This window comes from Variovorax rhizosphaerae (genome assembly GCF_037889975.1).
GTDB lineage: Bacteria > Pseudomonadota > Gammaproteobacteria > Burkholderiales > Burkholderiaceae_C > Variovorax > Variovorax rhizosphaerae.
The window spans coordinates 547,363-570,934 of record NZ_JBBKZT010000003.1 but is presented as its reverse complement, the minus strand read 5'-3'; the positions used below and the strand labels follow the sequence as shown (position 1 = coordinate 570,934).

Annotated in this window: 24 protein-coding genes; 14 read left to right on the top strand and 10 right to left on the bottom strand. The window is 66.5% G+C overall.

Going from position 1 to position 23,572, the window contains the following annotated elements; translation table 11 throughout:
• Positions 1-137 precede the first annotated feature (137 nt).
• From WKW82_RS09230 to WKW82_RS09220, 3 genes are read right to left on the bottom strand one after another with little or no spacing between them, the layout of a single operon-like run.
• On the bottom strand, positions 138-530 hold the full coding sequence (locus WKW82_RS09230; RefSeq protein ID WP_340341970.1) for a VOC family protein: 393 nt from the start codon (positions 528-530) through the stop codon (positions 138-140).
• 17 nt (positions 531-547) lie between these two features.
• On the bottom strand, positions 548-940 hold the full coding sequence (locus tag WKW82_RS09225; protein WP_340341969.1) for a type II toxin-antitoxin system VapC family toxin: 393 nt from the start codon (positions 938-940) through the stop codon (positions 548-550).
• Positions 927-1,283, bottom strand: coding sequence for a type II toxin-antitoxin system prevent-host-death family antitoxin (locus WKW82_RS09220; protein ID WP_340341968.1), 357 nt, complete (start codon positions 1,281-1,283; stop codon positions 927-929). The genes WKW82_RS09225 and WKW82_RS09220 overlap by 14 nt, the downstream gene beginning before the upstream one ends.
• Positions 1,284-1,399: 116 nt before the next feature.
• Here WKW82_RS09220 and WKW82_RS09215 point away from each other — a divergent pair, with 116 nt between their 5' ends.
• From WKW82_RS09215 to WKW82_RS09205, 3 genes are all read left to right on the top strand, one after another.
• Positions 1,400-1,804, top strand: coding sequence for a YchJ family protein (locus WKW82_RS09215; protein ID WP_340341967.1), 405 nt, complete (start codon positions 1,400-1,402; stop codon positions 1,802-1,804).
• A gap of 337 nt (positions 1,805-2,141) precedes the next feature.
• Positions 2,142-2,972 carry a DUF3047 domain-containing protein gene (locus WKW82_RS09210; protein ID WP_340341966.1) on the top strand — a complete coding sequence of 277 codons (831 nt, stop codon included), beginning with the start codon at positions 2,142-2,144 and terminating at the stop codon, positions 2,970-2,972.
• A 72-nt stretch (positions 2,973-3,044) separates the two neighbouring features.
• Positions 3,045-3,989 (top strand): alpha/beta fold hydrolase, encoded by a 945-nt coding sequence (locus tag WKW82_RS09205; protein WP_340341965.1) that lies wholly within the window; start codon positions 3,045-3,047, stop codon positions 3,987-3,989.
• A 71-nt stretch (positions 3,990-4,060) separates the two neighbouring features.
• Here the strand turns inward: WKW82_RS09205 and WKW82_RS09200 are convergent, their stop codons facing one another.
• Positions 4,061-4,975: a LysR family transcriptional regulator gene (locus WKW82_RS09200; protein WP_340341964.1), complete on the bottom strand. Its 915-nt coding sequence runs from the start codon at positions 4,973-4,975 to the stop codon at positions 4,061-4,063.
• A 181-nt stretch (positions 4,976-5,156) separates the two neighbouring features.
• Here WKW82_RS09200 and WKW82_RS09195 point away from each other — a divergent pair, with 181 nt between their 5' ends.
• From WKW82_RS09195 to WKW82_RS09180, 4 genes are all read left to right on the top strand, one after another.
• Positions 5,157-6,014, top strand: a complete 858-nt coding sequence (locus tag WKW82_RS09195; RefSeq protein ID WP_340341963.1) for an alpha/beta hydrolase — start codon at positions 5,157-5,159, stop codon at positions 6,012-6,014.
• Positions 6,015-6,174: 160 nt separating this feature from the next.
• On the top strand, positions 6,175-7,413 hold the full coding sequence (locus WKW82_RS09190) for an efflux RND transporter periplasmic adaptor subunit (protein WP_340341962.1): 1,239 nt from the start codon (positions 6,175-6,177) through the stop codon (positions 7,411-7,413).
• 31 nt (positions 7,414-7,444) lie between these two features.
• Positions 7,445-10,681: an efflux RND transporter permease subunit gene (locus WKW82_RS09185; RefSeq protein WP_340341961.1), complete on the top strand. Its 3,237-nt coding sequence runs from the start codon at positions 7,445-7,447 to the stop codon at positions 10,679-10,681.
• A gap of 19 nt (positions 10,682-10,700) precedes the next feature.
• The gene (locus WKW82_RS09180; protein WP_340341960.1) at positions 10,701-12,167 is read left to right on the top strand and encodes an efflux transporter outer membrane subunit; all 1,467 of its coding nucleotides are present in this window, start codon (positions 10,701-10,703) and stop codon (positions 12,165-12,167) included.
• 35 nt (positions 12,168-12,202) lie between these two features.
• On the opposite strand, the gene WKW82_RS09175 is transcribed toward WKW82_RS09180, so the two are convergent.
• From WKW82_RS09175 to WKW82_RS09160, 4 genes are all read right to left on the bottom strand, one after another.
• Positions 12,203-13,240 (bottom strand): DctP family TRAP transporter solute-binding subunit, encoded by a 1,038-nt coding sequence (locus WKW82_RS09175; protein ID WP_340341959.1) that lies wholly within the window; start codon positions 13,238-13,240, stop codon positions 12,203-12,205.
• A 28-nt stretch (positions 13,241-13,268) separates the two neighbouring features.
• A complete protein-coding gene (locus WKW82_RS09170) occupies positions 13,269-14,567 on the bottom strand; it encodes a TRAP transporter large permease (protein WP_340341958.1) in 1,299 nt (432 codons plus the stop codon).
• Between the two features lie 219 nt (positions 14,568-14,786).
• Complete coding sequence (locus WKW82_RS09165; protein ID WP_340341957.1) at positions 14,787-15,341, bottom strand: TRAP transporter small permease; 555 nt, start codon at positions 15,339-15,341, stop codon at positions 14,787-14,789.
• 121 nt (positions 15,342-15,462) lie between these two features.
• Entirely contained in the window at positions 15,463-15,837 is a 375-nt protein-coding gene (locus tag WKW82_RS09160) for a GFA family protein (RefSeq protein WP_340341956.1), read from the bottom strand.
• A gap of 50 nt (positions 15,838-15,887) precedes the next feature.
• Between WKW82_RS09160 and pyrC the strand changes: the two genes are divergently transcribed.
• From pyrC to htpX, 5 genes are all read left to right on the top strand, one after another.
• Entirely contained in the window at positions 15,888-16,931 is a 1,044-nt protein-coding gene (pyrC, locus tag WKW82_RS09155) for a dihydroorotase (RefSeq protein ID WP_340341955.1), read from the top strand.
• Entirely contained in the window at positions 16,928-17,725 is a 798-nt protein-coding gene (locus tag WKW82_RS09150) for an NYN domain-containing protein (RefSeq protein ID WP_340341954.1), read from the top strand. The genes pyrC and WKW82_RS09150 overlap by 4 nt, the downstream gene beginning before the upstream one ends.
• A 37-nt stretch (positions 17,726-17,762) precedes the next feature.
• Positions 17,763-18,620: an NYN domain-containing protein gene (locus WKW82_RS09145; protein ID WP_340341953.1), complete on the top strand. Its 858-nt coding sequence runs from the start codon at positions 17,763-17,765 to the stop codon at positions 18,618-18,620.
• Positions 18,621-18,665: 45 nt separating this feature from the next.
• Entirely contained in the window at positions 18,666-19,424 is a 759-nt protein-coding gene (locus WKW82_RS09140; RefSeq protein WP_340341952.1) for a DUF3025 domain-containing protein, read from the top strand.
• Positions 19,425-19,528: 104 nt separating this feature from the next.
• Positions 19,529-20,404 carry a protease HtpX gene (gene htpX, locus WKW82_RS09135; protein WP_340341951.1) on the top strand — a complete coding sequence of 292 codons (876 nt, stop codon included), beginning with the start codon at positions 19,529-19,531 and terminating at the stop codon, positions 20,402-20,404.
• Between the two features lie 123 nt (positions 20,405-20,527).
• Here htpX and WKW82_RS09130 read toward each other — a convergent pair whose 3' ends face one another.
• Positions 20,528-21,091, bottom strand: a complete 564-nt coding sequence (locus WKW82_RS09130) for a VUT family protein (protein ID WP_340341950.1) — start codon at positions 21,089-21,091, stop codon at positions 20,528-20,530.
• The gene (locus WKW82_RS09125) at positions 21,088-22,761 is read right to left on the bottom strand and encodes an NAD(P)/FAD-dependent oxidoreductase (protein ID WP_340341949.1); all 1,674 of its coding nucleotides are present in this window, start codon (positions 22,759-22,761) and stop codon (positions 21,088-21,090) included. Before WKW82_RS09125 ends, WKW82_RS09130 begins: the two co-directional genes overlap by 4 nt.
• Before the next feature lie 85 nt (positions 22,762-22,846).
• On the opposite strand from WKW82_RS09125, the gene WKW82_RS09120 reads away from it, so the two are divergent.
• Together WKW82_RS09120 and WKW82_RS09115 are read left to right on the top strand one after the other, a co-directional pair.
• Positions 22,847-23,113, top strand: coding sequence for a ribbon-helix-helix protein, CopG family (locus WKW82_RS09120; protein WP_340334765.1), 267 nt, complete (start codon positions 22,847-22,849; stop codon positions 23,111-23,113).
• Entirely contained in the window at positions 23,088-23,510 is a 423-nt protein-coding gene (locus WKW82_RS09115; RefSeq protein WP_340341948.1) for a type II toxin-antitoxin system VapC family toxin, read from the top strand. Before WKW82_RS09120 ends, WKW82_RS09115 begins: the two co-directional genes overlap by 26 nt.
• Positions 23,511-23,572: the final 62 nt, after the last annotated feature.

The window sequence follows — 23,572 nt, the reverse complement described above, 5'->3', positions numbered from 1 at the left end:
AATCTGCCTGGAATCCATTGCGCCATGTCCGGAGCTAAAAGCTTGACTTTGAACACAGTTGCTCAAGGGGGCGCACCCAGCGGCCCGGCAAAGCCGGTTCCGCGGGTGCCCCCGGACAGGCATGGCTCGCCCCCTCGTCAGCCAGGGACGGGCGTGCAAAGTTCGACCAGGACCCCGTCCGGGCAGCGGACGTAAGACACCACCTGGCCCCAGGGCTTTTGCGTTGGCGCCGCAAACTCCTTCGCGCCCGAAGCGAGCGCCTTGGCATGGGCTTCCTGGACGTCGGCGGTGACGAAGGCGACTTCGAATCCCAGTGGCTGCGCGGAGTGGTGAGCCGCCACGTGCCCGCCGGGGAAATTGTTGTCGCCCAGTTCGTGCGCGGCGAATGCCAGCGCAGTCGTGCCGGTCTCGAGTTCGCCGTAGGTGCCCGACTCATGCAGGAAGCGGCGGGTCAAGCCGAACGCGCTCTCGAAGAATGCCAGCGAGGCCGCGACATCGGGCACGTAGATGATGGTGTAGCCGAACTTCATGGCCATTCCTTCAAGGGCTATGCGTTGAACGGGTTCATCACCGCGATGCCGCAGTGATCGAAGTCGCGCACGTTGCGCGTGACCAGTGTCAGCGCATGGACTTGGGCGGTGGCCGCGATGAGCATGTCTGGCTGGGCGCGCACAATGCCGCGTGCAGAAAGCGAGCCTCGCAATTCGCCCGCGCGACGCGCCACGCGCACGTCGATGTCGAGCACGTGGGCCCCCGCCAGAAATGCATCGAAGCGTTCTCGCAATGGATGCATCGCCCGCCGCGTCAGGCCGAAAACGATCTCATCTACCGTGACCACCGACACGGCAACGTCGCGTGCGTGCTCGAACCATCGGACGACCTGCGCATCGGGCGCGCGACGCAAGAGTTCGCTGATGACGTTGGTATCAACGAGTGCCACGTGCGCGGGCTTTCCTGACCGCGGCGGCAGCAGGCGTGGGCGCCAGGCCATATTCGTCGTCCAGCATCTGCTCGAAAGCGTTGGGCCGACCCTCCGTCGGGCGAGGCTCGAGTTCGATGCCGTCGAAGCCTGCCGCGACCAGTCCGGCACGCAGATGCGCGAGGCTGTCGACCAGCGGATTGCCCGCCTGGCGTTCCTTCCATTGCCTGAATTGCTCGAACTCGTCCGCCGCGATCATCATGGCAACCGGGGTGCTGCGGTTGTAGATGGCCTGCGGCTCTTCCGCGGTCAGTCGCACGACTTCCGAGAACTGCTGCTTGGCTTGCGCGATGCTCCAATCCATGTCATACCTCTGAAATGGACATGATAGTCATAAGAAATGTCCATGTCAAAGACGGCGTGAGGACCATTGCTGCCGGCAGCGCCAGAATCCGTTCCTTTTGACTGCGATCGATCCCTATGGCCGACCTCCCATGCCCTTGCGGCCGCCCTGACGCGCGCGCAAGGCCTTTGCCGTACGCCCAGTGCTGCGGCCGCTACATCGACGACTTCGATGCCACGCCCGCGCCGGATGCCGAATCCTTGATGCGCTCGCGCTATACAGCCTTCGTGCGCGAGCGGGCCGATTACCTGCTGGCCACCTGGCATGCCAGCAAGCGGCCGTCCAGGGTGAGCTTCGACGCGGGCGCGCGCTGGCTTGGCCTGGAGGTGCGCGCGCACCAGGTGCTCGATGACGCGCATGCCGAGGTCGAATTCGTGGCGCGCCAGCGCGACGCCACGGGCCGCGCAAGCCGGTTGATGGAGCGCAGCCGCTTCGTGCGCGAGGGCGGGCGCTGGTACTACGTCGACGGCGACCTGGGCTGATACGGCGTTGCAATCCAGCGCATGACTGAGTTGAAGCGCCTTGCCGTGCCAAGCACTGCCTGTGGCGCTCCGCCTTGTTCTGCGCCTGATTGCAAAGTCGTGTGAGGCTCCAGCTCAGGTGGCCAAAAGTGCCGCCGCGACCCGTTGGGCCTGCATGACGCGCTATCAATTCGGCAGCAAGCCGCGCGATTGTCTCCAGCGCGGCGACAGAATGATTCCATCTGACGTATTTATCTGAAGGCGCGCGAGCGGCACACTCCATGGTTCCGGATGATCCAGGCGCGCGCCGCGCGTTTGCCGGCCCACCTTCGCAGCAAACCTCGAAAGGCACGTCACGATGTTCTCCAAGGAAGGATCCTCGAATTTCCCATTGCAGCAACAGCGGCGCGCATGGCCGGCACTTGCGGCCCTGTGCATCGCCGCGTGGGTGGTTCCTGCGCAGGCGGAAGAATCGATCCGCGCTTTCTCCAACGCGACCGGCGACCAGCCGCCCGCGCCCTGGCATTTCAGCGGCTTGCCGAACAAGGTCCCGACAAAATTCGAGGTGGTGCAGCAGGGCAGCCAGCGCGTGCTCAAGGTGGAATCCGACAAGTCCTACGGGACGCTGGTGCATCGCACGATGGTGCCGCTGCAGCGCGATCCGACGCTGACCTGGCGCTGGCGTGTCGAGCAGTTCGTGCAAGGCACCGACCTTCACGTCAAGGCCGGCGACGACAGCGCCGCCAAGCTCTGCGTGTTCTTCAACCTGCCATCGGACAAGCTCTCGATCTCGGAGCGCACCCAGTTGAAGCTGGCGCGCGCCGTGAGCGGCGAGGACGTGCCGACTGAAACGCTCTGCTACGTCTGGGACGTCAAGGAACCCAAGGGCAGTTTGTTCGTGAACGCGTTCACCAACCGCATGCAGATGCTGGTGCTGGAATCCGGCCCCACCACCGCGGCGGGCGGCTGGGTGCCGGAGAAGCGCAATGTGCTGGAGGATTACCGGCGTGCCTTCGGCCGCGAGGCAGGCACGCTGGTGCCGGACGTGGTGGCGGTGGCGGTGGCGGCGGACTCGGACAACACCCAGGGCCATGGCCTGTCCTTCTTCTCCGACATCGACCTGCGCGGCACTGCGGCGCCGGAACTCGTCGGCGCGAAACCGGCCGCTGCGCCCGGCGCGGCGGAATAGCGGAGAGCGCCGAGCCGCGCGGCCTCGTCGGCGACGGCATGCCTTTGACCTCTGGCAGGGTGCGCGCAATACATGAACTTCCGCAGAGCCGTTCGCGACTTCGTCCTCTTGTGGCTGGCTCTGCCGATCATCGCGTTCGCGTCGCCGTGGGCGCCTGACCGGCCTGTCGACTCGCTCAAGGCGCGCTGGGCGCAGCCGCCTTCGCAGTTCCTGGAGGTCGAAGGCATGCAGGTCCACGTTCGCGATGAAGGCCCGCGCGACGATCCGATGCCCATCGTGCTGGTCCACGGAACGTCGGCCAGCCTGCACACCTGGGACGGTTGGGTCGATGCGCTGAAATCCAGGCACCGTGTGGTGCGCATGGACCTGCCCGGCTTCGGGTTGACCGGCCCCGCGCCCGACGGCGACTACACGATGCCGCGCTACGCGCGCTTCGTGGTCGCGGTGATGGACAAGCTCGCGATCCGGCAGGCCGTGGTTGGGGGCAATTCGCTCGGCGGCGCAGTGGCGTGGAAGACGGCAGTGGACTACCCGGACCGTGTGAGCAAGCTGGTGCTGGTCGATGCCGCGGGCTACCCCTTCAAGTCGGAATCGGTGCCGCTGGGCTTCAGGCTCGCACGCCTGCCGTTCATGGCGCCGCTGATGCGCAACCTGCTGCCGCGCGGGATGATCGAGTCGAGTGTGCGCAGCGTCTATGGCGATCCGGCCAGGGTCACCCCCGAACTTGTCGACCGCTACTACGAGATCACGCTGCGCGAGGGCAATCGTCAGGCGCTGGTCGAGCGCTTCAAGGTGGTGCAGACCGAGGACTTCTCAGCGCAGATTCCGCAGATCAAGCAGCCGACGCTGATCCTCTGGGGCGCGCTGGACCGGCTTGTTCCGCCCTCGAACGCCGCCTTGTTCGAACGTGACATCGCGGGCAGTCGCTCGCAAGTGTTCGATGGCCTCGGGCATGTGCCGCAAGAGGAAGACGCGGCGCGCACCGTCGTGCCGGTGCAGGCGTTCCTCGGCGACTGAAGAAGCCTCCGGCAGGCCCTGGACAAGTTCCGCGAGGCTGCGCAGTCCGCAGAGGACTTGTTCCCGCCTCCTCAGGTCCGCTGCAACTGCGGATGCTTGGCAAACAACTCCGCCGCCCAATCCACGAAGGCCCGCACCTTCGGACTCAGATGCCGGTTCGGCGGATACACCACATGCACCGGCAGCGGATCGCGCGTCCATTCCGGCATCACCTCGACCAGCTCGCCCTTTTCGATGTGCGGCACCGCCTGGAAGCTCACGCATTGCGAGATGCCGAAGCCCGCCAGCACGGAAGCCAGGTGCGCATTGCTCTCGTTCACCGACACGCGGTATGTCACCGCCAGCTCGATGCGCTCGTCGCCCTTGTTGAACTCGTGCGGGTAGTTGCGCCGCGAGTTCGACGCGAAGAATCCGACGACATGGTGCCGCTTTTCCAGCTCGCTCGGATGCTGCGGCATGCCATAGCGTGCGATGTACGCCGGTGAGGCGACCGTCACGAAGGGCATCGTGCCGATTCGCCGTGCCACCAGCGACTGGTCCTGCAGGTCGCCGGCACGGATCACGCAGTCGACGTTCTCGCCGATCAGGTCCACCGGCCGGTCGGTCACACCCAGGTCGACCTGGATGTCGGGGTACTGGTCGCAGAAGGTCTGCAGTGCCGGGATGATGATGAGCTTGGCAGTGGATGAGCCCACGTCCACGCGCAGCCGGCCCTTGGGGCTGGCCTGCGCATTGGTCATGCTCGACTCCAGGTCGTCGAAGTCGTTGAGCAGGCGGGCGGCGCGCTCGTAGTAGGCGGCGCCGTCGGGCGTGACCGTGACGCGGCGCGTGGTGCGGTTCAGCAGCTTCACCTGGACGCGCTCCTCCAGCGCCTGAATCTGCTTGGTGACGGTGCCCTTGGGCAGGTCCAGCGAATCGGCGGCGCGGGTGAAATTGCCGGCTTCGACGACGCGCACGAAGGCGCGCATCGCGTGAATGGGGTCCATGGGGTCAGCTCCTGAAACCCAGGCCAGGCGGCCGGGGGAGCGGGATTCTCACACGCAAGAAAACCCGCGATTGTTCGTCGGACGGAAACAGAGTGAGAGGTTTGGTGGTGATTTCAAGCCGCCGCAAGCGCCTAATATTCAAACCATCGCAGTTTCGTATTACCCCTTCACAGGTCCGCCCATGTCACCCCGTTCAACCACTCCCGCCGAAAGCATCGAAGCGCCGGGCGTGGCCGAGTGCGACATGAAGATCGACCTGCCCAAGCGCGATCCGGTCAAGGTGCGCATCTACGGCGAGCGCTCCGGCGTGGCCAATGCGCCGCTGATCCTGCATTTCCACGGCGGCACCTTTGTGTGCGGCGACCTGGACGACGGGCGCATGGTGGCGCGGCTGCTAGCCGACACCGGTGCGGTGGTCGTGTCCTTCGCCTATCCGCTGGCCACGCAGAGCCCGTTCCCCGGCGCCATCGAAGTGGGCTTCGATGTGCTGGAGTGGCTCTACAAGAACCGGACGAAGCTGGGCGGCAAGGGCGCCCGCGTGTTCCTCGCCGGCGAGGAAGCGGGCGGCAACCTGGCCGCCGCGGTGGCGCTGATTGCGCGGGACCGCGGCCATCCGCCGCTGGCCGGCCAGATCCTGCTGTCGCCCATGCTCGACCCCTGCGTCGGCACGCCCTCGCTGCGCAAGGCGACGGACGATGTGCCGCAGTGCAAGTGGGCCGCGGGATGGGCCAAGTACCTCGGCAAGCCGAAGGATGCGATGCATCCCTACGCGGTGCCTGGTGCGTCGTTGCGACTCGGCCAGTTGGCGCCCACGCTGGTGCTGGTCGGGCAGGACGACGCGATGCGCGACGAGGCGCTGACCTATGCGGGCCGCTTGCGCGAGGCCGGCAACGAGGTGCAGAGCATCGTGCTGCCGCCCGCCTCGCAATGGGCCGAAGCCTTGTCGCAAGGTGCGACCGGCGAGTGCCCGTGTGCTGTGACGGTGAAACAGCACTTCCGCGAGTTTTTCAGCGCGACGACGCCGCCCCCGGCGGAGTGACCACGACAGACGACTGAGTTGGCGCAAAAGAGCGCCAGCCGCTGCATTCCCGGCCGACGGAGACCTCGGCCTTTGACATCACAGAACAAAACGCCTTCCGGCGCCATGAGCGCCGGGCGGCCATCGCTTTCCCGAAATTGACCCCAAAGGACGAAACATCATGACCAAGCAACAAATTTCCTCCGCAGCACGCAAGGGTCTCTGGCCGACGGTGACCGCGCTGACCGCGGCCGTGGCCCTCGCCTCGGGCATCGTCTTCGTCGGCCTGCACACCGAGCAGGTGGGCGCCAGCAACCCGCCACCGGCGCCGCAAGCGATTCCGGTGTCGGTGGCAACTGTTGCCAACAGCGAGATCACCGAATGGGACGAGTTCTCGGGCCGCCTTGAAGCGGTGGAGCGCGTCGACGTGCGCTCGCGCGTGGCCGGCGCCGTGCAGGCGGTGCACTTCAAGGAAGGCTCGCTGGTGAAGCAGGGTGACCTGCTCATCACCATCGATCCGGCACCCTATGCGGCGGAGGTCGATCGCGCTGAAGCGCAGGTCGCCGCCGCCCAAGCCCGCGTCTCGCAGGCCACCAGCGAGCAAGGCCGCGCCACGCGCCTGTGGAACGAACAGGCCATCGCGCAGCGCGAACTCGACGAGCGCAGCAACGGCAAGCGCGAGGCTGAAGCGAATCTGCGCGCCGCCCAGGCCGCGCTGCAGACCGCACGCCTGAGCCTTGGCTACACGCAAGTGAAGGCGCCGGTGGCAGGCCGCATCGGCAAGGTCGAGGTGACCGTCGGCAACCTGGTGGCCGCCGGCCCCGGTGCGCCGGTGCTGACCACGCTGGTGTCGGTGAGCCCGATCTACGCGAGCTTCGATGCCGACGAGGGCGTGATCGTCAAGGCGCTGAAGGACATGCCCGGCGGCGCCAGCGCACGCAACCTGATCAGCCAGATCCCGGTGCAGATGGGCACGGCCGCGAGCAGTGGCACGCCCTTCGAAGGCAAGCTGCAGCTCATCGACAACCAGGTCGACGCCAAGAGCGGCACGGTGCGTGTGCGCGCGGCCTTCGACAACAAGGACGGCGCGCTGATCCCCGGCCAGTTCGCCCGCATCCGCATGGGCCAGGCCAAGAGCAGCCATGTGATGCTGGTGAGCGAACGCGCCATCGGCACCGACCAGAGCAAGAAGTTCGTGATGGTCGTCAACGGCGACAACAAGACCGAGTACCGCGAGGTCACGCTGGGTGCGCCCGCCAATGGATTGCGCGTGGTGGCCACCGGCCTGAAGACGGGTGAGCGCGTCGTGGTCAACGGCCTGCAACACGTGCGCCCCGGTGCATTGGTTGCACCGCAAGCCGTGCCGATGGATGCGACCGCTGCCGCACCTGCAACGCCCAAGCTGGCCTCGAATTCGTAAGCGCCTCGCGCGCCTGCCCTGAAAGAACAACATGAACCTTTCCAAGTTCTTCATCGACCGGCCGATCTTTGCCGGCGTGCTGTCGGTGCTGATGCTCATCGCCGGCCTGATCGCGCTGCGCGGCCTGCCGATCTCGGAATACCCCGAGGTCGCGCCGCCATCGGTGGTCGTCCGCGCGCAGTACCCCGGCGCCAATCCGAAGGTGATCGCCGAAACCGTGGCCACGCCGCTGGAGGAATCGATCAACGGTGTCGAAGGCATGCTCTACATGGGCAGCCAGGCGACCACCGATGGCGTGATGACGCTGACCGTGACCTTCCAGCTCGGCACCGACCCCGACAAGGCCCAGCAACTCGTGCAGAACCGCGTCTCGCAAGCCGAGCCGCGCCTGCCGGAAGAAGTGCGCCGCCTCGGCATCACGACCGTGAAGAGCGCGCCCGACCTGACGATGGTGGTGCACCTCGTCTCGCCGAATGACCGCTACGACATCAACTACCTGCGCAACTACGCGGTGCTGAACGTGAAGGACCGGCTCGCGCGCATCCCGGGCGTGGGCCAGGTGCAGATCTTCGGCGGCGGCGAGTATTCGATGCGCGTCTGGCTCGACCCGCAGAAGGTCGCGCAGCGCGGCCTCTCCGCGAGCGACGTGGTCGCCGCCATCCGCAGCCAGAACATCCAGGCCGCGGCCGGCGTGGTCGGCGCATCGCCGGGGCTGAGCGGCGTCGACATGCAGTTGTCGATCAACGCCCAAGGCCGCTTGCAGAACGAGGAAGAGTTCGGCGACATCATCGTGAAGACTGGCAGCGACGGCGCAGTCACGCGGCTGCGCGACATCGGTCGGCTGGAACTCGGCGCGGCCGACTATTCACTGCGCTCGCTGCTGAACAACGATGCGGCCGTCGGCATGGGCGTCTTCCAGGCGCCGGGCTCGAATGCGCTCGACATCTCGGCCAATGTGCGCAAGACCATGGACGAGCTGTCGAAGAACATGCCCGAAGGCGTGGAGTACCGCATTGCCTACGACCCGACGCAGTTCGTGCGCGCATCGATCGAGTCGGTGATCCACACGTTGCTCGAAGCCGTCATGCTGGTGGTGCTGGTGGTGATCCTGTTCCTCCAGACCTGGCGCGCGTCGATCATCCCGCTGCTGGCCGTGCCGATCTCGGTCATCGGGACGTTTGCGGTGCTGCATGTGCTGGGCTTTTCGATCAACGCGCTGAGCCTGTTCGGGCTGGTGCTGGCGATCGGCATCGTGGTGGACGATGCGATCGTGGTGGTGGAGAACGTCGAGCGCAACATCGAGGCGGGGCTGACGCCGCGCGAGGCAACGTATCGCGCGATGAAGGAAGTGTCGGGGCCGATCATTGCGATCGCGCTGGTGCTGGTGGCGGTGTTCGTGCCGCTGGCTTTCATCAGCGGGCTCACGGGGCAGTTCTACCGGCAGTTCGCGGTGACGATTGCGATCTCGACGGTGATCTCGGCGATCAATTCGCTGACGCTGTCGCCTGCACTCGCGGCCTTGCTGCTGCGCGGCCATGACCAGCCCAAGGACGCGTTGACGCGTGGCATGGACAAGGCCTTCGGCTGGCTGTTCCGCGGCTTCAACAAGTTCTTCCACCGCGGTTCGGAGGCCTACAGCTCCGGCGTCAAGGGCGTGATCTCGCGCAAGACGATCATGCTCGTGATCTACCTCGCGCTCATCGGCGTGACCTTCGGCCTGTTCAAGGCGGTGCCGAGCGGCTTCGTGCCGGCGCAGGACAAGCAATATCTGATCGGCTTCGCGCAGTTGCCCGACGGTGCCACGCTGGACCGCACCGAGGACGTGATCCATCGCATGGGCGACATCATGAAGAAGAACCCGAACGTGCAGGACGCGATCGCGTTCCCAGGCCTGTCGATCAACGGCTTCACCAACAGCTCCAACTCGGGCATCGTGTTCGCGACGCTCAAGCCCTTCGACGAGCGCAAGCGCGTCGACCAGAGCGGCGGCGCCATCGCGGGCCAGTTGAACCAGCAGTTCGCCGGCATCCAGGACGCCTTCATCGTCATGTTCCCGCCGCCGCCGGTGGCGGGCCTCGGCACCACGGGCGGCTTCAAGCTGCAACTGGAAGACCGCGGCTCCGTGGGCTACGAGCAGATGGACGCGGCGGTGAAGGCCTTCATGGCCAAGGCGCAGAAGGCGCCGGAGCTCGCCGGCCTGTTCACGAGCTGGCAGGTCAACGTGCCGCAGCTCTATGCCGACATCGACCGCACCAAGGCGCGCCAGCTCGGCGTGCCGGTGACGGACATCTTCGACACGATGCAGATCTACCTCGGCAGCCTTTATGCGAACGACTTCAACAAGTTCGGCCGCACCTACAGCGTGCGCGTGCAGGCCGACGCGCCGTACCGTGCGCGCGCCGAGGACATCGGCCTGCTGAAAGTGCGCTCCAACTCGGGCGAGATGGTGCCGCTGTCGGCGCTGATGAAGGTGTCGTCCAGCTTCGGGCCGGAACGCGCGATGCGCTACAACGGCTACCTCGCGGCCGACATCAACGGCGGCCCGGCGCCGGGCTATTCCTCCGGCCAGGCGCAGGACGCGATCGAGCGCATCGCCGCAGAAACGCTGCCCAAGGGCGTCAGCTATGAATGGACCGAGCTGACCTACCAGGAGATCCTGGCCGGCAACTCCGCCTTCCTCGTGTTCCCGCTGGCGATCCTGCTGGTGTTCCTGGTGCTGGCCGCGCAGTACGAAAGCCTGACGCTGCCGATCGCGATCATCCTGATCGTGCCGATGGGCCTGCTCGCCGCAATGACCGGTGTGTGGCTCTCGAACGGGGACAACAACGTGTTCACGCAGATCGGGTTGATCGTGCTGGTGGGGCTGAGTGCGAAGAACGCGATCCTGATCGTGGAGTTCGCGCGGGAGCTGGAGTTTGCCGGGCGAACGCCGGTGCAGGCGGCCATCGAGGCGAGTCGACTGCGGCTGCGCCCGATCCTGATGACCTCGCTGGCCTTCGTGATGGGTGTGCTGCCGCTGGTGCTGTCGACCGGCGCGGGTTCGGAGATGCGCAGCGCGATGGGCGTGGCGGTGTTCGCCGGGATGATCGGCGTGACGGCCTTCGGCCTGTTCCTGACGCCGGTGTTCTATGTGGTGCTGCGTCGGCTGACCGGCAACAAGCCGCTCAAGCTGCATGGCGAAGTGCCGCACCTTGAAGCCTTCAAGACGGGCAGCGGTGGCGGTGCGCTGCATGCGCAGCCTGCGGCGCCGCATCAGTCGCATGAATGAGTGAGCCAGGAGTCCTGACATGACAACAAGTATTTCTTCCACGCTGCGCGGTGCCTTGCTGCCGCTGGTCGCCGCACTCGTGCTGGCCGGCTGTGCCTCGACGGCGGACCTCTCGTCCGGTGTCACCACGCCGGCGCAATTCAAGGAGCAGGCCGTCGTTGCAGCGCCCAAGGCCGCGACGCCGGTGCAGGCCGACGGTGCCTGGTGGCGTGCCTTCAACGATAGCGAACTCAATGCGCTGGTGGACCGTGCCGCGACCGCCAACACCACCGTGCAACAGGCCGCAGCACGGCTGGCCGAGGCCCGCGCGATTGCACGCTCAGTGGATGCCGATCGCTCGGTGCAGGTGGGCCTGGGCGCGGGCGCTGTCCGCGGCGCCGGTCTGGACCGCGGCGACGGCAGCAGGCGACCCGCCACGCTCATCACGGCGGGCGCGACCGTGTCGTATGAACTCGACCTGTTCGGCCGCCTGTCGGGCGCGAGCAATGCTGCCGCACTCGATGCGCAATCGCGCGAGGCCTTGCTGCAGAGTGCGCGCCTGCTGGTGCAGGCCGAAGTCGCGCAGACCTATCTCGCACTGCGCGCGCTCGACGACGAACGCGCCATCGTGCGCGACACGGTCGAGGCCTATCGCGGCACCTTGAAGCTCATCGAGAGCCGCTACCGCGCCGGCGACCTGGCCGAGCTCGACGTGGCGCGCGTGCAGACCGAACTCGCCTCCAACGAATCCGACGCGCTCGCGCTCGACCGCCAGCGCGCCCAGGTCGAGCACGCGCTGGCCGTGTTGACGGGGGCCGTGGCTTCGCAGTTCAGCGTCAGCACGGTGGCCTGGACGACCGCGCTGCCAACCATTCCCGCCGGCTTGCCATCGACCGTGCTGGAACGCCGCCCTGACGTGGCGGCCGCACAAAGGACGGTCGAGGCCGCGCAGGCGCGCGTCGGCGTGGCCAAGACGGCCTGGTTCCCGACCTTCTCGTTGACGGGGGCGGGCGGCTATGCGTCCGCCGATCTCGGCGATCTGCTGAAGTGGTCGGCGCGCTCCTGGGGCATCGGTGCGCTGGCTTCGCTGCCGTTGCTCGATGGCGGCCGGCGCGAGGCGGGCGTGAAGGGCGCCTCGGCGCAACTCGACGGCGCATTGGCGAGCTATCGGGAACAGGTGCTGGTCGCCTTCCGCGAAGTCGAGGACCAGCTTGCGGCGCTGCGCCTGCTCGACGAGCAGTCGGTGGTGCAGGCCCGCGCCGTGGCCTCGGCCACGCGTGCGACCGTGCTGAGCGACGCCCGCTACCGCAACGGCTACGTCAGCCAACTCGACCTGCTCGATGCGCGCCGAAGCGAACTGCAGAACCGGCGCCAGCAGCTGCAGGTGAAGTCGGCGCAATACCAGGCGACCGTCGGTCTCATCAAGGCCTTGGGCGGCGGCTGGGAGGCGCCGACGGTGGTCGGCGATGCAGATACAAGGCCTGTGATCGCCATCGCACGGCAGTGATTGAACACTCGGGTGAGCATGCCGCCGTGCGTGGCCTACTGCTTGCGCGCGGTGATCGCCTTCTCAGCCTTGTTCACCAAGTCCGCCCCCACAGTCCCCTTCCACTTCGCATAAACCGGCCGAGTCGCCTTCACAAACGCCTCGCGCTCCGCAGGCGTCAGCTGTGTCACCGTCACGCCCATTCCTTCGATCTCCTTCAACAGCGGCTTGCCGGGCTCGACCAGCCCCTTGCGCGCCAGCCCAATCTCCTGCTTGCCCGCATCGATCGCAGCCTGCCGCACGATCGCCTGATCGGCCGGCGTCCACGATGCCCAGATTTCCTTGTTCACCACGAAGATCAGCGGGTCGGCGACGTTGCCCCAGGTCGTCATGTACTTCTGGCCGACGTTCTGCATCTTCAGCACGGTGAACAGGAACAGCGGGTTCTCCTGCCCGTCGACCGCACCGCTGGCCAGCGCGGGTTGCGCATCGGCCCAGCTCATTTGCGTCGGGTTGGCGCCCAGCGCGGTGAACATGTCGGCGAACAGGGGCGAGCCGACCACGCGGATCTTCATGCCCTTCAGGTCGTCCGGCGACTTGATCGGCTTCTTCGAGTTGGTGACCTCGCGATACCCGTTCTCGCCCCATGCGAGCGGCACCACGCCGGCCTTCTCGATGGTCGAGAAGATCTCCTTGCCCACCTCGCCCTGCGTCAGCGCATCGATGGCCGCGTAGTCGGGCATCAGGAAGGGCAGCGAGAACAGGTTGAGCTGCTTGACCTGCGGCGACCAGTTGATGGTCGAGCCGACCGCCATGTCGATCACGCCCTGGCGCAGCGCGCTGAACTCGCGCGTCTGGTCGCCCTGGATCAGCGACACGCCGGGGTACAGCTTGATGTTGATGCGGCCCTGCGTCCGCTCCTTCACCAGGTCCGCCCAGATCTTGCCGGCCTGACCCCACGCGGTGGGCGGCGCCAGCACGAGCGACAACTTGTATTCAGGCTTGTAGGCGGTTTGCGCCGGTGCAGCCACCGAGAAAGTGGCGAGCGCAGTGGCAATGGCGGCTAGGCCGAGCAGTGAGCGACGGAACGTCATGAAAGCAGTCTCCTTCTAGAACCAAAAATCAGTAGCCAAGCTTGGCGGGAAGCCACAGCGCCAGTTGCGGCCAGGCGATCACGGCGACCATCACCAGGAACATCGCGAACAGCATCCAGCCAACCCAGCGCACGGTGTCTTCCATGCGCACGTTGGCGATGCGGCACGACACCATCAGGTTCACGGCCAGCGGCGGCGTGAACTGACCCAGCGCCACCTTCAGCGTGAGGATCACCCCGAACCACACCGGGTCCCATTTGTAGAACTGCACGATCGGCCAGAGCAGCGGCACGAAGATCAGGAAGATCGAGACGCCGTCGAGGAACATGCCGACGGTGATCAGCATCACGATCAGCAACGCCAGCACGCCGTATTCGCCGAGGCCGGAATTGGTGATCGCCTTGGCCACCGGGTCGATCACGCCGAGCGTCGCGAGCGAGTACGCGAAGATGCCCGCGAGCGACACCACCAGCAGGATCACCGCCGACAGTTCGCCCGATTCGCGCAGGATCACGAACAGGTCGCGCACCTTGATCGTGCGGTAGATCACCATGCCCACGAACAGCCCGTAGAACACCGCGACCACGGCCGCCTCGGTCGGCGTGAACCAACCGGCGCGCATGCCGCCGAGGATCAGGACCGGCGCGGCCAGGCCCCAGGTGGCTTCACGAAAACTCTTCCAGAACTCGGGCCGCGGCAGCGTCGCCTCGAGCGCGCCCATCTTGTTCGAGCGCGCCATCCACACCGCCGGGATGATGAGCGCCAGCCCCGCCAGGATGCCAGGGATCATGCCGGCCGCGAACAGCGCCGGCACCGACGCGGCCGGCACCATCACCGAGTACACGATGAAGGCCACCGAAGGCGGGATCAGGATGTCGGTCGCAGCCGCCGCACCGACCACGCTGGCCGAGAACGCAGGCGGGTAGCCGGCGCGCGTCATCGCCGCAATCATCACCGCGCCGACGGCAGCCGCATTGGCCGGGCCCGAGCCCGAGATGCCACCGAGGAACATCGCCACCAGGATCGCGACCAGCGGCAGCATGCCGGGCCCGCGCCCGACGATGGCAATCGCGAAGTTCACCAGCCGCAACGCCACGCCCGAGCGGTCGAAGATCGAGCCGACCAGCACGAACATGGGAATCGCCAGCAGCGGGTACTTGCCCAGGCCCGCATAGAAGTTCTGCGGAACGGCCAGCAGCCCGAACCATTGCGCATCGCCATTGGCCAGCGCGATGCAGCCCGCGCCCGCCAGGCCCAGCGCCGCGCCGATCGGCACGCCGACCAGCATCATCACGACGAAGGCGACGAAGAGGATGGTGGCGATCATTTCGATGCCCGCCCGGCCGCCCGAAGGGCATCGAGCGCCCCCTCGGGGGGCAGCGATACACGCAGTGATGAGCGTGGGGGCTCCAGTTCGTCCCGCCCGGCCGCCCGAAGGGCATCGAGCGCCCCCTCGGGGGGCAGCGATACACGCAGTGATGAGCGTGGGGGCCTCATTGCGATGCTCCATCGATCGGCAGCAGCGAATCACACGAAGCGAACGCGTTCATTCCGCCTCCCCGTCATCACGCCGTCCACGCCGCACGAACAACCCGCAGGCCCGCAACGCGATCGCCGTCGACACGATCGGCAGCCAGATCGAATACCACCACTGCGGCACGCCGATGCCGGGCGATGTCTCCTCGAACTTGTAGTCGTCCCACACCATCCGCAGGCTCAGCCCGGCGATCAGGAAGAACAGCGCCGCCACCATCACCGCGCCGAATTGCGACAGGCGCTTGCGCCGCGCCATCGAGCCGCTCTCCGAGAAGTACTCGATGCGGATGTGCCGATCCCGCGCCACGGCGGCCGAACCGGCCACCATCGCCAGCAGGATCATCAGGAACACAGAGAACTCCTCGGTCCAGGCGAAGGAGGCGTCGGTGACATAGCGCACCACCACGTTCGCGAAGGTGATGCAGGCCAGCAGCCCCATGATGATCACGGTGGCCCAGTCCTCGATGGCCAGCGGCACCTTGACGGGTTCGTCGGCGGCTTTGATCTCGGGGGGTAGGGGGCTGGCGGCGTCCAGCACGGGGCCGGATTCGGTGGGGGAAGACATCAGAGGGAAATGGGGAAGAGCAGTGCCCGCCAGTCGGGCATGTGGGCGCCGAATGCTAACTGCAGTGACATTTCGGGCCCATAGGGCTTACCTTGAACCGGCTTTCCTGCCCTGGTCGCAGCTACTTCAGCTTGCCGACTTCCTGCTCCCAATGGCGCCCGTCGAAGGGCACGATCTCCGGCGATTCGGCCTGCAGGTCGTAGTCGTCCAGGCAGCGCACGTTCACCGTGTAGAGCTCCGGCGCGGCGCGTGGTCGGGTAAAGGTGTGGATGCCGCAGGCGGTGCAGAAATGGTGCTTCGCGACGCGCGTGCCGAACTGATAGGTGCCCAGCCTGGCCTCACCGCCGAGCAGCCGGAAATTCTCCGGCGCCACGCGGTGATGCAGGATGCCCTTCTTCGTACACACCGAGCAATTGCATTGCGTGACGCGATCGATCACGGTGTCGATCTCGAAACGGATGGCGCCGCAATGGCAGCTTCCTTTATAGGTAGGCATGGGCCGATGCTACGTCGCGGCACCGCCCGATGCGATGGGAGAATCGCCCCATGACCCGCCCCGTAGACACCCTCACCATCACCCGCCCCGACGACTGGCATCTGCACGTGCGCGACGGCGCCGCGCTCGAAGCCGTCGTGCCGCATTCGGCGCGCCAGTTCGGCCGCGCGCTGATCATGCCCAACCTGCGTCCGCCGGTGACCACGGCGCAGCAGGCGATGGACTACCGCGAGCGCATCCTCGCCGCGGTGCCTGAAGGCACGAAGTTCGAGCCCGTGATGTCGCTCTACCTCACCGACAAGCTGCCACCCGAGGAAATCGCCCTGGCCGCAGAAGCCGGCGTGCGCGCCCTCAAGCTCTACCCCGCAGGCGCCACCACCAACAGCGATGCCGGCGTCACGGACATCCGCAAGACCTACAAGACGCTGGAGGCGATGCAGAAGCACGGCCTGCTGCTGCTGATCCACGGCGAAGTGACCGACCCGAGCATCGACCTGTTCGACCGCGAAGCCGCTTTCGTCGACCGCGTGATGATCCCGCTGCGTCGCGACTTCCCCGAACTCAAGATCGTGTTCGAGCACCTGACCACGAAGGAGGGCGCCCACTACGTGCGCGACGCCGGTCCGTTCACCGCCGCGACCATCACCGCGCACCACCTGCTGTACAACCGCAACGCCATCTTCACGGGCGGCATCCGTCCGCACTACTACTGCCTGCCGGTGCTCAAGCGCGAGACGCACCGGGTTGCGCTGGTCGAAGCGGCCACCAGCGGCAGCGACCGCTTCTTCCTCGGAACCGACAGCGCCCCGCACGCCGCGCACCTCAAGGAGCACGCGCTCGGTTGCGCCGGCTGCTACACCGCGCTCACCGCCATCGAGCTGTATGCCGAGGCCTTCGACAACGCCGGCGCACTCGACAAGCTCGAAGGCTTCGCGAGCTTCCACGGCCCCGACTTCTACGGCCTGCCGCGTCACACCGACACCGTCACCCTCAAGCGCGAAGCCTGGACCGTGCCGGAGACCGTGCCCTATGGCGATGCCACGCTCAAGCCTTTGCGCGGCGGCGAGACATTGAACTGGAAACTTGTGCAATGAGTGCCCTCGGGGCCGGTGCATCCACGACGGCAAAGAATCTGGCTGTCTTCATCGACGCAGACAATTTGAACGATGCGACTGCGCTCGATCATGTGCTGCTGACGGTCCGCGCCTTGGCGGACCGCGTTGTCTACCGACGAGCGTACGGGCGGCCCGAAAGCCTCAAGAGTATTCATGCGGTTCTGTGGCGCCACGGCGTTCGGCCTGTCGCGAACCTGATCGTCGACAAGACCACGACTGACAGTGCGTTGGTCATCGATGCCGTGGAGGCGGTGTGCACGAATGATATTGATATCGTCGCGATTTGTTCGGGCGATGCCGACTTCGTCCCCCTCGCCACCTGGTTGAGAGAGAAGGGCTGCCGCGTGCTTTGCTACAGCCTGGCCAACAAGATATTCGCCAATTCCGAGAGCTTCTACGACGATGTCGTGCTTCTGGATGTTGTCGAGCCAGAGTCGCCGCCCGACTCGGAGGCGAAGGTAGCAGTGCCGGCCCAGGCTTCGCCAAGGCAAGCCACCGTCGCGTCGGCTGAGCCACTTCCGAATCAAGTGAAGCCAACGCAGCCGGCAGCCCCGTCGGCCGTGGTGGCTGTGCCCTCAGTGAAGAAAATCCTGGCCGTCCTTCCTGAACTCAGGACCAAGGAACCCTTGCATCTCAGCAAGGCGGCGAGGAAGCTTCGCGATGCAGGCGTGCTCGGCGAGAAATCGAGTTCGACGCCGCTCTTCCGGCGTTTTCCCGCACAGTTTGAACTGCTCCCTCCTGAGCAACCAAACACCGTCAAGTACCGAGGCTGACGAACTCCAGGAACTGGATTGCTGAAAAATGAATGCCATGCCCAAAGTGATGCTCCTGATCGACGCCGACAACGTCTCGGCCGACGTGATGGAGCAGGCGGTGCACAAGGTGCTGGCCGAGCACGGCCACCTGCACATACGGCGCGCCTACTGCACGGCCGAAGTCGCCTTGAAGCATCAGATGCTGTTCAAGCGCCTCGGCGTGCGGCCGATGGTGAACCTCGCGGCCGGCAAGAACAGCACCGACATCGCGCTCGCCGTCGATGCGATGGACCTGGCCGTGAACGAGCGTCCGCAAGTGGTGTACCTGGTGTCCTCGGACTCCGACTTCGCGCCGCTGGTGATCCGGCTGCGCGAGAAGGGCTGCCGCGTCTGCGGCATCGGGCAGCAGGGCAAGACCGGCGACGAGACCACCACGGCCTACGACGCGTTCACCGATTTGCAGCATCACGGCAAGGGTGATCGCGCCGGCGCTCCGTCGGTGCCAGCCGCACGCACCGCTAGCCGCAAGACTTCAGCGAAGGCCGCGGCAAGCAGGGCTGCGAGCGGTTCTGCGAGCGGCGCCGCAACCGGCGCTGCAGCTGAAGCCCCGGCGAAGTCGCCGCGCGCCAAGGCCGCGCCCGCCGGCAAGAAGTCCGCTGCCAAGTCCGCTGCGAAGAAAGCCGCAAAGGCATCGGCCGCATCGGAGGCCGCCGAATTCATCCTCCAGGCCGTGCCCGCCTTGCGCGGCGGTACCGAGGTCGCGCTCAACGACGTGGCGCAGGCGCTGCGCGCGGCCAAGCTGCTGGGCAAGCGTGCGAGTTCCATCAAGCTGTTCGAGCAGCTTCCAGCGGAGTTCGCCGTGCTGCAGCACCCCGACCGCATCCGCTGGATCGGCGCGCCCGCACTCCAGTGACCCGTAGCCGTCCGTTCGCAAGGGTCTGCCGCACCGGCGAGGCGCATGGCGGCGCTGACGGCCCATAGCTTGGCGCCCATCGACTGGTCCCGCGAATGGCTGGCACCCTGGCGTGTGCCGGGCGAATCGCTGGAGGCCACCGCCACCCACACGTCAACCGCGCAAGCCTTGCAGGGCGCGGCGCCGCCGGGCTCGCCGCGTTTCGTGCCGCATGACCAACTGCCTGCCGGCGAAGCCTACGAAGCCTTCATCCATCGAACCGGCGCCGTGCCCACGCGCGACAACCTGCACGACTTCTTCAATGGCCTTGTGTGGCTGAAGTTCCCGCAATCCAAACGCCGCCTGAACCAGTTGCAAGCGGCTGAGATCGCGCGCACCGGCATCGGCGCCACGCGCGGGCCCTTGCGCGATGCACTCACACTGTTCGACGAAAACGGCGCCGTGCTCGATGCGCCGCCAGCGCTCTGGCAGGCGCTCGTCGCACGTGACTGGCATCGGCTTTTCATCACCGAGCGCGCGCTGTGGCAGCAAGCGAGGCTGCTGGTCTTCGGCCATGCCCTGATGGAAAAACTGGTCTTTCCGCGCAAGCAGGCCACGGCGCATATCCTGCGCGCACCGGGCCCCGATCCCTCCATTCCGAATGCCGATGCGGCCATCGCCACCGCTCTCGATGCAGCGCACCTCGCGACCAAGCCCTTCGTGCCCTTGCCGGTGCTCGGCGTGCCCGGCTGGTGGGCCGACAACAGGAACTTTTGCTTCTATGATGACCCAGACGTTTTTCGTCCGCGCCGCTCCCCTGAGTAGAAAAAAAACCCACATGGGAAAGGCGTTCAGCGCAACTTGAATCGGGCCGTCCGGCCCTCATCTGCGCGCTGGTGTCACCCGGTGTTCCCCACGGAGAAATCAACTTGAAACGCATCCTTCTTTTTGTGCTGACCAACGTGCTCGTCGTCGCGGTGCTCGGCGTCGTCGCGAGCCTGCTCGGCGTCAACCGCTTCCTCACGGCCAACGGGCTCAACCTCACGGCGCTGCTCGGCTTCGCGCTGGTGATGGGCTTTGGCGGCGCGATCATCTCGCTGCTCATCAGCAAGCCGATGGCCAAGTGGTCGTCGGGCCTGCGCATGATCGACAACCCGCAGAACGCCGACGAAGCCTGGATCGTCGACACCGTGCGCAAGTTCGCCGACAAGGCCGGCATCGGCATGCCCGAAGTCGGCATCTTCGAAGGCGAGCCCAATGCCTTCGCCACCGGCGCCTTCAAGAACTCGTCGCTGGTCGCGGTGTCGACCGGCCTGCTGCAAGGCATGACGCACGAGGAGATCGAGGCCGTGATCGGCCACGAGGTGGCACACATCGCCAACGGCGACATGGTCACGATGACGCTGATCCAGGGCGTGATGAACACCTTCGTCGTGTTCCTGTCGCGCGTAATCGGCTACGCGGTCGATTCCTTCCTGCGCCGCGGCGACGACCGCTCGTCGGGCCCCGGCATCGGCTACATGATCACGACCATCGTGCTCGACATCGTGCTGGGCTTTGCCGCCGCCATCGTGGTGGCCTGGTTCTCGCGCCAGCGCGAATTCCGCGCCGATGCGGGCGCCGCCCAGCTCATGGGCCGCAAGCAGCCGATGATGAATGCGCTGGCGCGCCTGGGCGGCCTGCCGGCGGGTGAACTGCCGAAGGCGGTGGAGGCGATGGGCATCACCGGCAAGATGGGCCAGCTGTTTGCCACGCACCCGCCGATCGAGGAGCGCATCGCGGCGCTGCAGAACGCGAAGGCTTGATCGACGTTCTCGCGCAGCTTGCGCAATGAAAAGGGCTGGGCGGTTGACCAGCCCTTTTTTTCATTTCAACGCGGCGCCTTGCTTCAGGTCCGTCCTCTGTGCGGGAGCCGGTGCCGGTGCGTCTCAGTCTGCTGCAGACACGGCGGCTGGCATCGCCACCTGCCGCCCCATCAACAACCGGAACGGCAGCAGCATCAGCACCCCGACACCCAGCTTGACCATCAGGTCCCCCACGGCCCAACTGAGCCAGGGTCCGCCTTCGCCGGCAAAGGCAACACCCCAGAACACGATGCTGTCGAGCACCGCCGCCACGAGAGTCGCGATCAGCGGGCCGCGCCACCACAGGGCGCGCCGCAAGCGGTCGAACACGCGAATGTCGAGCAACTGAGAGGCGATGAACGCAAGGCCCGATGCCAGCGCGATGCGCATCGGCGCCAGCGCCAGCGAGGCGACGACGGCCACCGCGAAGCCGAACCAAGCCACGCGGCGCGCCATGCCGGGTCCGAAGCGCCGGTTGACCAGGTCGCTCACGAGGTAGGCCACCGGGTACGTGAAGGCGCCCCAGGTCAGCCAGTCGTTGATGGCGAACTGCACGAGGATGTTGGAGGCCAGCACCACAAGGGCCATCGCCAGCGTGGCCGTGGCGAACTGGCCCATGGTCGGGCGCGCGAATGCGACTGGCTTCATGCGACGCTCACTGCCGTTTGGCTCGCCGCATCGGCCAGCACGCCACGCGCCACGGCTTCCGCGACCTTGATGCCATCGACACCCGCCGACAGTATCCCGCCCGCGTAGCTCGCGCCTTCGCCAGCCGGGTACAGGCCGCGCACGTTCAGGCTTTGCAGGTCTTCGCCGCGCGTGATCTTGATGGGCGATGACGTGCGCGTCTCCACGCCGGTCAGCACCGCGTCGTGCAGGTCGAATCCCTTGAGCTTGCGACCGAACACCGGGAAGGCCTCGCGCATGGCTTCGATCGCATATTCGGGCAGCGCCTGGTGCAGGTCGGTCGGCGTCACGCCCGGCTTGTACGAAGGCTCGACGCTGCCGAGCGCGGTCGACGCATTGCCTGCAACGAAGTCGCCGACCAGTTGGCCCGGCGCGCGGTAGTCGCTGCCGCCGAGCACGAAAGCATTCGACTCCAATTCACGTTGCAATGAGATGCCGGCCAATGCATCGCCGGGCGCATCGGCGGACCAGCCCGGAAAGTCGCGCGGGTCGATGCCCACCACGATGCCCGCGTTCGCATTGCGCTCGTTGCGCGAATACTGGCTCATGCCATTGGTGACCACGCGGCCCGGCTCGCTGGTCGCCGCAACCACGGTGCCGCCCGGGCACATGCAGAAGCTGTAGACCGAACGCCCGTTGCTCGCGTGGTGCACCAGCTTGTAGTCGGCAGCGCCGAGCAGCGGATGGCCGGCGTGGCGGCCCCAGCGCGCGCGGTCGATCAGGCCTTGCGGATGTTCGACGCGGAAGCCGATCGAGAAGGGCTTGGCCTCGACGTGCGCGCCGCGCTCATGCAGCATCGCGAAGGTGTCGCGCGAACTGTGGCCGAGCGCCATCACGACATGGTCGGCGCGCATCTGGCTCGACACGCCCGTGGCCTGGTCGAGCACGGTCAGCCCGCGGATGTGGCCGTCCTCGATCAGCACGTCGGTCACGCGCTGCTCGAAACGCACCTCGCCACCGAGCGCAATGATCTCCGCGCGCATGTTCTCGACCACCTTCACCAGCTTGAAGGTACCGATGTGCGGATGCGCGACGTAGAGGATCTCCGGCGGCGCGCCGGCCTTGACGAACTCCTCCATCACCTTGCGGCCGAGGAAGCGCGGGTCCTTGATCTGGCTGTAGAGCTTGCCGTCGGAAAACGTGCCGGCGCCGCCTTCGCCGAACTGCACGTTCGACTCAGGGTTCAGCACGCTCTTGCGCCACAGGCCCCAGGTGTCCTTGGTGCGCTGGCGCACCGTCTTGCCGCGCTCCAGCACGATCGGCTTGAAGCCCATCTTGGCCAGCATCAGCGCCGCGAAGATGCCGCAGGGGCCGAAGCCGACCACCACCGGACGCACCGGGACGTCCGCGGAGGCTTGCGCAGGCACGCGGTAGACCATGTCCGGCGTCGGCATCACGCGCGGGTTGCCGGCCAGCTTGGCGAACAGCTGCGCCTCGCGCGACGGGTCGGCCAGCGTCACATCGACGATGTAGACCTGCAGCAGGTCGACCTTGCGGGCGTCGAAGCTGCGCTTGAAGACGTGGATGTTGGCGATCGCGTCGGCGTCGACGCCGAGCAGGCCCTGCACCGCACGAGGCAAGGCGTCGGAGGGCGGATCGAGAGGGAGCTTGATTTCGGAGAGGCGGATCATGGCGAGCGGCCCGTGGTGATCGGGCAGGTGGCGGCAATCGGAACCCGCATTGTATTACACTCGTGTAATACGCCATGCCGATGCCATGACCCTCTCCATCCGATTGCCCGCCGAGGACGAAACGCTGCTCGAACGCGCGGCCGCGGCGCTGCGCGTCAGCAAGTCCGAATTCATCCGGCGCAGCATCGCGGCCTATGCAAGCAAGGTCCTGCCGGCCGAGCAGTTGGTGGCCGAGATCGACGCGATGTACATCGGCAAGGGCGGCGGCCTGCGGCAACCCGAGAGCGTTGCCAACCCGACCAAGCGCGCCGTGCTGGAACGTCTTCGTGAAAAGCACGGATACGCTCGCTGACGCCGGCTTCCTGGTCGCCTTGTTCAACGATGGCGACGCGCACCATGCAGGCGCGGTGGCCATGCTCCGGCAATTGGCGGGCCAGCGGCTTTACACCTGCTGGGAGGTGCTGACCGAGGCCGGCCATCTGCTCGACGACACGGCTTGGCTCAACCTGCTGCGCTGGGCCGCGGCGGGGCGGTTGACTGTTCTGTCGAGCGATCCGGCCGCCCTAGCGGACATCGCCGATTTCACCGATCGCTACCGCGACGGCGGCGCCGATCTGGCCGACGTGGCGCTTGTGTTCGCCGCGGACCGGACTGGCATCTACAACGTGCTGACTGTCGATCGCCGGGATTTCGATCGCTACCGCACGCCACTCGGCAAGCGTCTCAAGCGACTCTGGCTCAAGGATTGATTCGCGGCACAAAAAAGGCCGGACAACGCTCTCGCGTTGCCGGCCCGATCAAGCGATCTGGC

What these genes read in the sequence shown, in the direction of transcription:
- WKW82_RS09210 (WP_340341966.1), top strand. Translation starts at nt 2,142, where the DNA reads ATGTTCTCCAAGGAAGGATCCTCGAATTTCCCATTGCAGCAACAGCGG.
- pyrC (WP_340341955.1), top strand. Translation starts at nt 15,888, where the DNA reads ATGACCCGCCCCGTAGACACCCTCACCATCACCCGCCCCGACGACTGG.
- WKW82_RS09190 (WP_340341962.1), top strand. Translation starts at nt 6,175, where the DNA reads ATGACCAAGCAACAAATTTCCTCCGCAGCACGCAAGGGTCTCTGGCCG.
- WKW82_RS09125 (WP_340341949.1), bottom strand. Translation starts at nt 22,761, where the DNA reads ATGATCCGCCTCTCCGAAATCAAGCTCCCTCTCGATCCGCCCTCCGAC.
- WKW82_RS09175 (WP_340341959.1), bottom strand. Translation starts at nt 13,240, where the DNA reads ATGACGTTCCGTCGCTCACTGCTCGGCCTAGCCGCCATTGCCACTGCG.
- WKW82_RS09180 (WP_340341960.1), top strand. Translation starts at nt 10,701, where the DNA reads ATGACAACAAGTATTTCTTCCACGCTGCGCGGTGCCTTGCTGCCGCTG.
- WKW82_RS09230 (WP_340341970.1), bottom strand. Translation starts at nt 530, where the DNA reads ATGAAGTTCGGCTACACCATCATCTACGTGCCCGATGTCGCGGCCTCG.
- WKW82_RS09195 (WP_340341963.1), top strand. Translation starts at nt 5,157, where the DNA reads ATGTCACCCCGTTCAACCACTCCCGCCGAAAGCATCGAAGCGCCGGGC.
- WKW82_RS09120 (WP_340334765.1), top strand. Translation starts at nt 22,847, where the DNA reads ATGACCCTCTCCATCCGATTGCCCGCCGAGGACGAAACGCTGCTCGAA.
- WKW82_RS09200 (WP_340341964.1), bottom strand. Translation starts at nt 4,975, where the DNA reads ATGGACCCCATTCACGCGATGCGCGCCTTCGTGCGCGTCGTCGAAGCC.
- WKW82_RS09130 (WP_340341950.1), bottom strand. Translation starts at nt 21,091, where the DNA reads ATGAAGCCAGTCGCATTCGCGCGCCCGACCATGGGCCAGTTCGCCACG.
- WKW82_RS09165 (WP_340341957.1), bottom strand. Translation starts at nt 15,341, where the DNA reads ATGTCTTCCCCCACCGAATCCGGCCCCGTGCTGGACGCCGCCAGCCCC.
- WKW82_RS09205 (WP_340341965.1), top strand. Translation starts at nt 3,045, where the DNA reads ATGAACTTCCGCAGAGCCGTTCGCGACTTCGTCCTCTTGTGGCTGGCT.
- WKW82_RS09145 (WP_340341953.1), top strand. Translation starts at nt 17,763, where the DNA reads ATGCCCAAAGTGATGCTCCTGATCGACGCCGACAACGTCTCGGCCGAC.
- WKW82_RS09140 (WP_340341952.1), top strand. Translation starts at nt 18,666, where the DNA reads ATGGCGGCGCTGACGGCCCATAGCTTGGCGCCCATCGACTGGTCCCGC.
- WKW82_RS09185 (WP_340341961.1), top strand. Translation starts at nt 7,445, where the DNA reads ATGAACCTTTCCAAGTTCTTCATCGACCGGCCGATCTTTGCCGGCGTG.
- WKW82_RS09220 (WP_340341968.1), bottom strand. Translation starts at nt 1,283, where the DNA reads ATGGATTGGAGCATCGCGCAAGCCAAGCAGCAGTTCTCGGAAGTCGTG.
- WKW82_RS09215 (WP_340341967.1), top strand. Translation starts at nt 1,400, where the DNA reads ATGGCCGACCTCCCATGCCCTTGCGGCCGCCCTGACGCGCGCGCAAGG.
- WKW82_RS09150 (WP_340341954.1), top strand. Translation starts at nt 16,928, where the DNA reads ATGAGTGCCCTCGGGGCCGGTGCATCCACGACGGCAAAGAATCTGGCT.
- WKW82_RS09160 (WP_340341956.1), bottom strand. Translation starts at nt 15,837, where the DNA reads ATGCCTACCTATAAAGGAAGCTGCCATTGCGGCGCCATCCGTTTCGAG.
- WKW82_RS09170 (WP_340341958.1), bottom strand. Translation starts at nt 14,567, where the DNA reads ATGATCGCCACCATCCTCTTCGTCGCCTTCGTCGTGATGATGCTGGTC.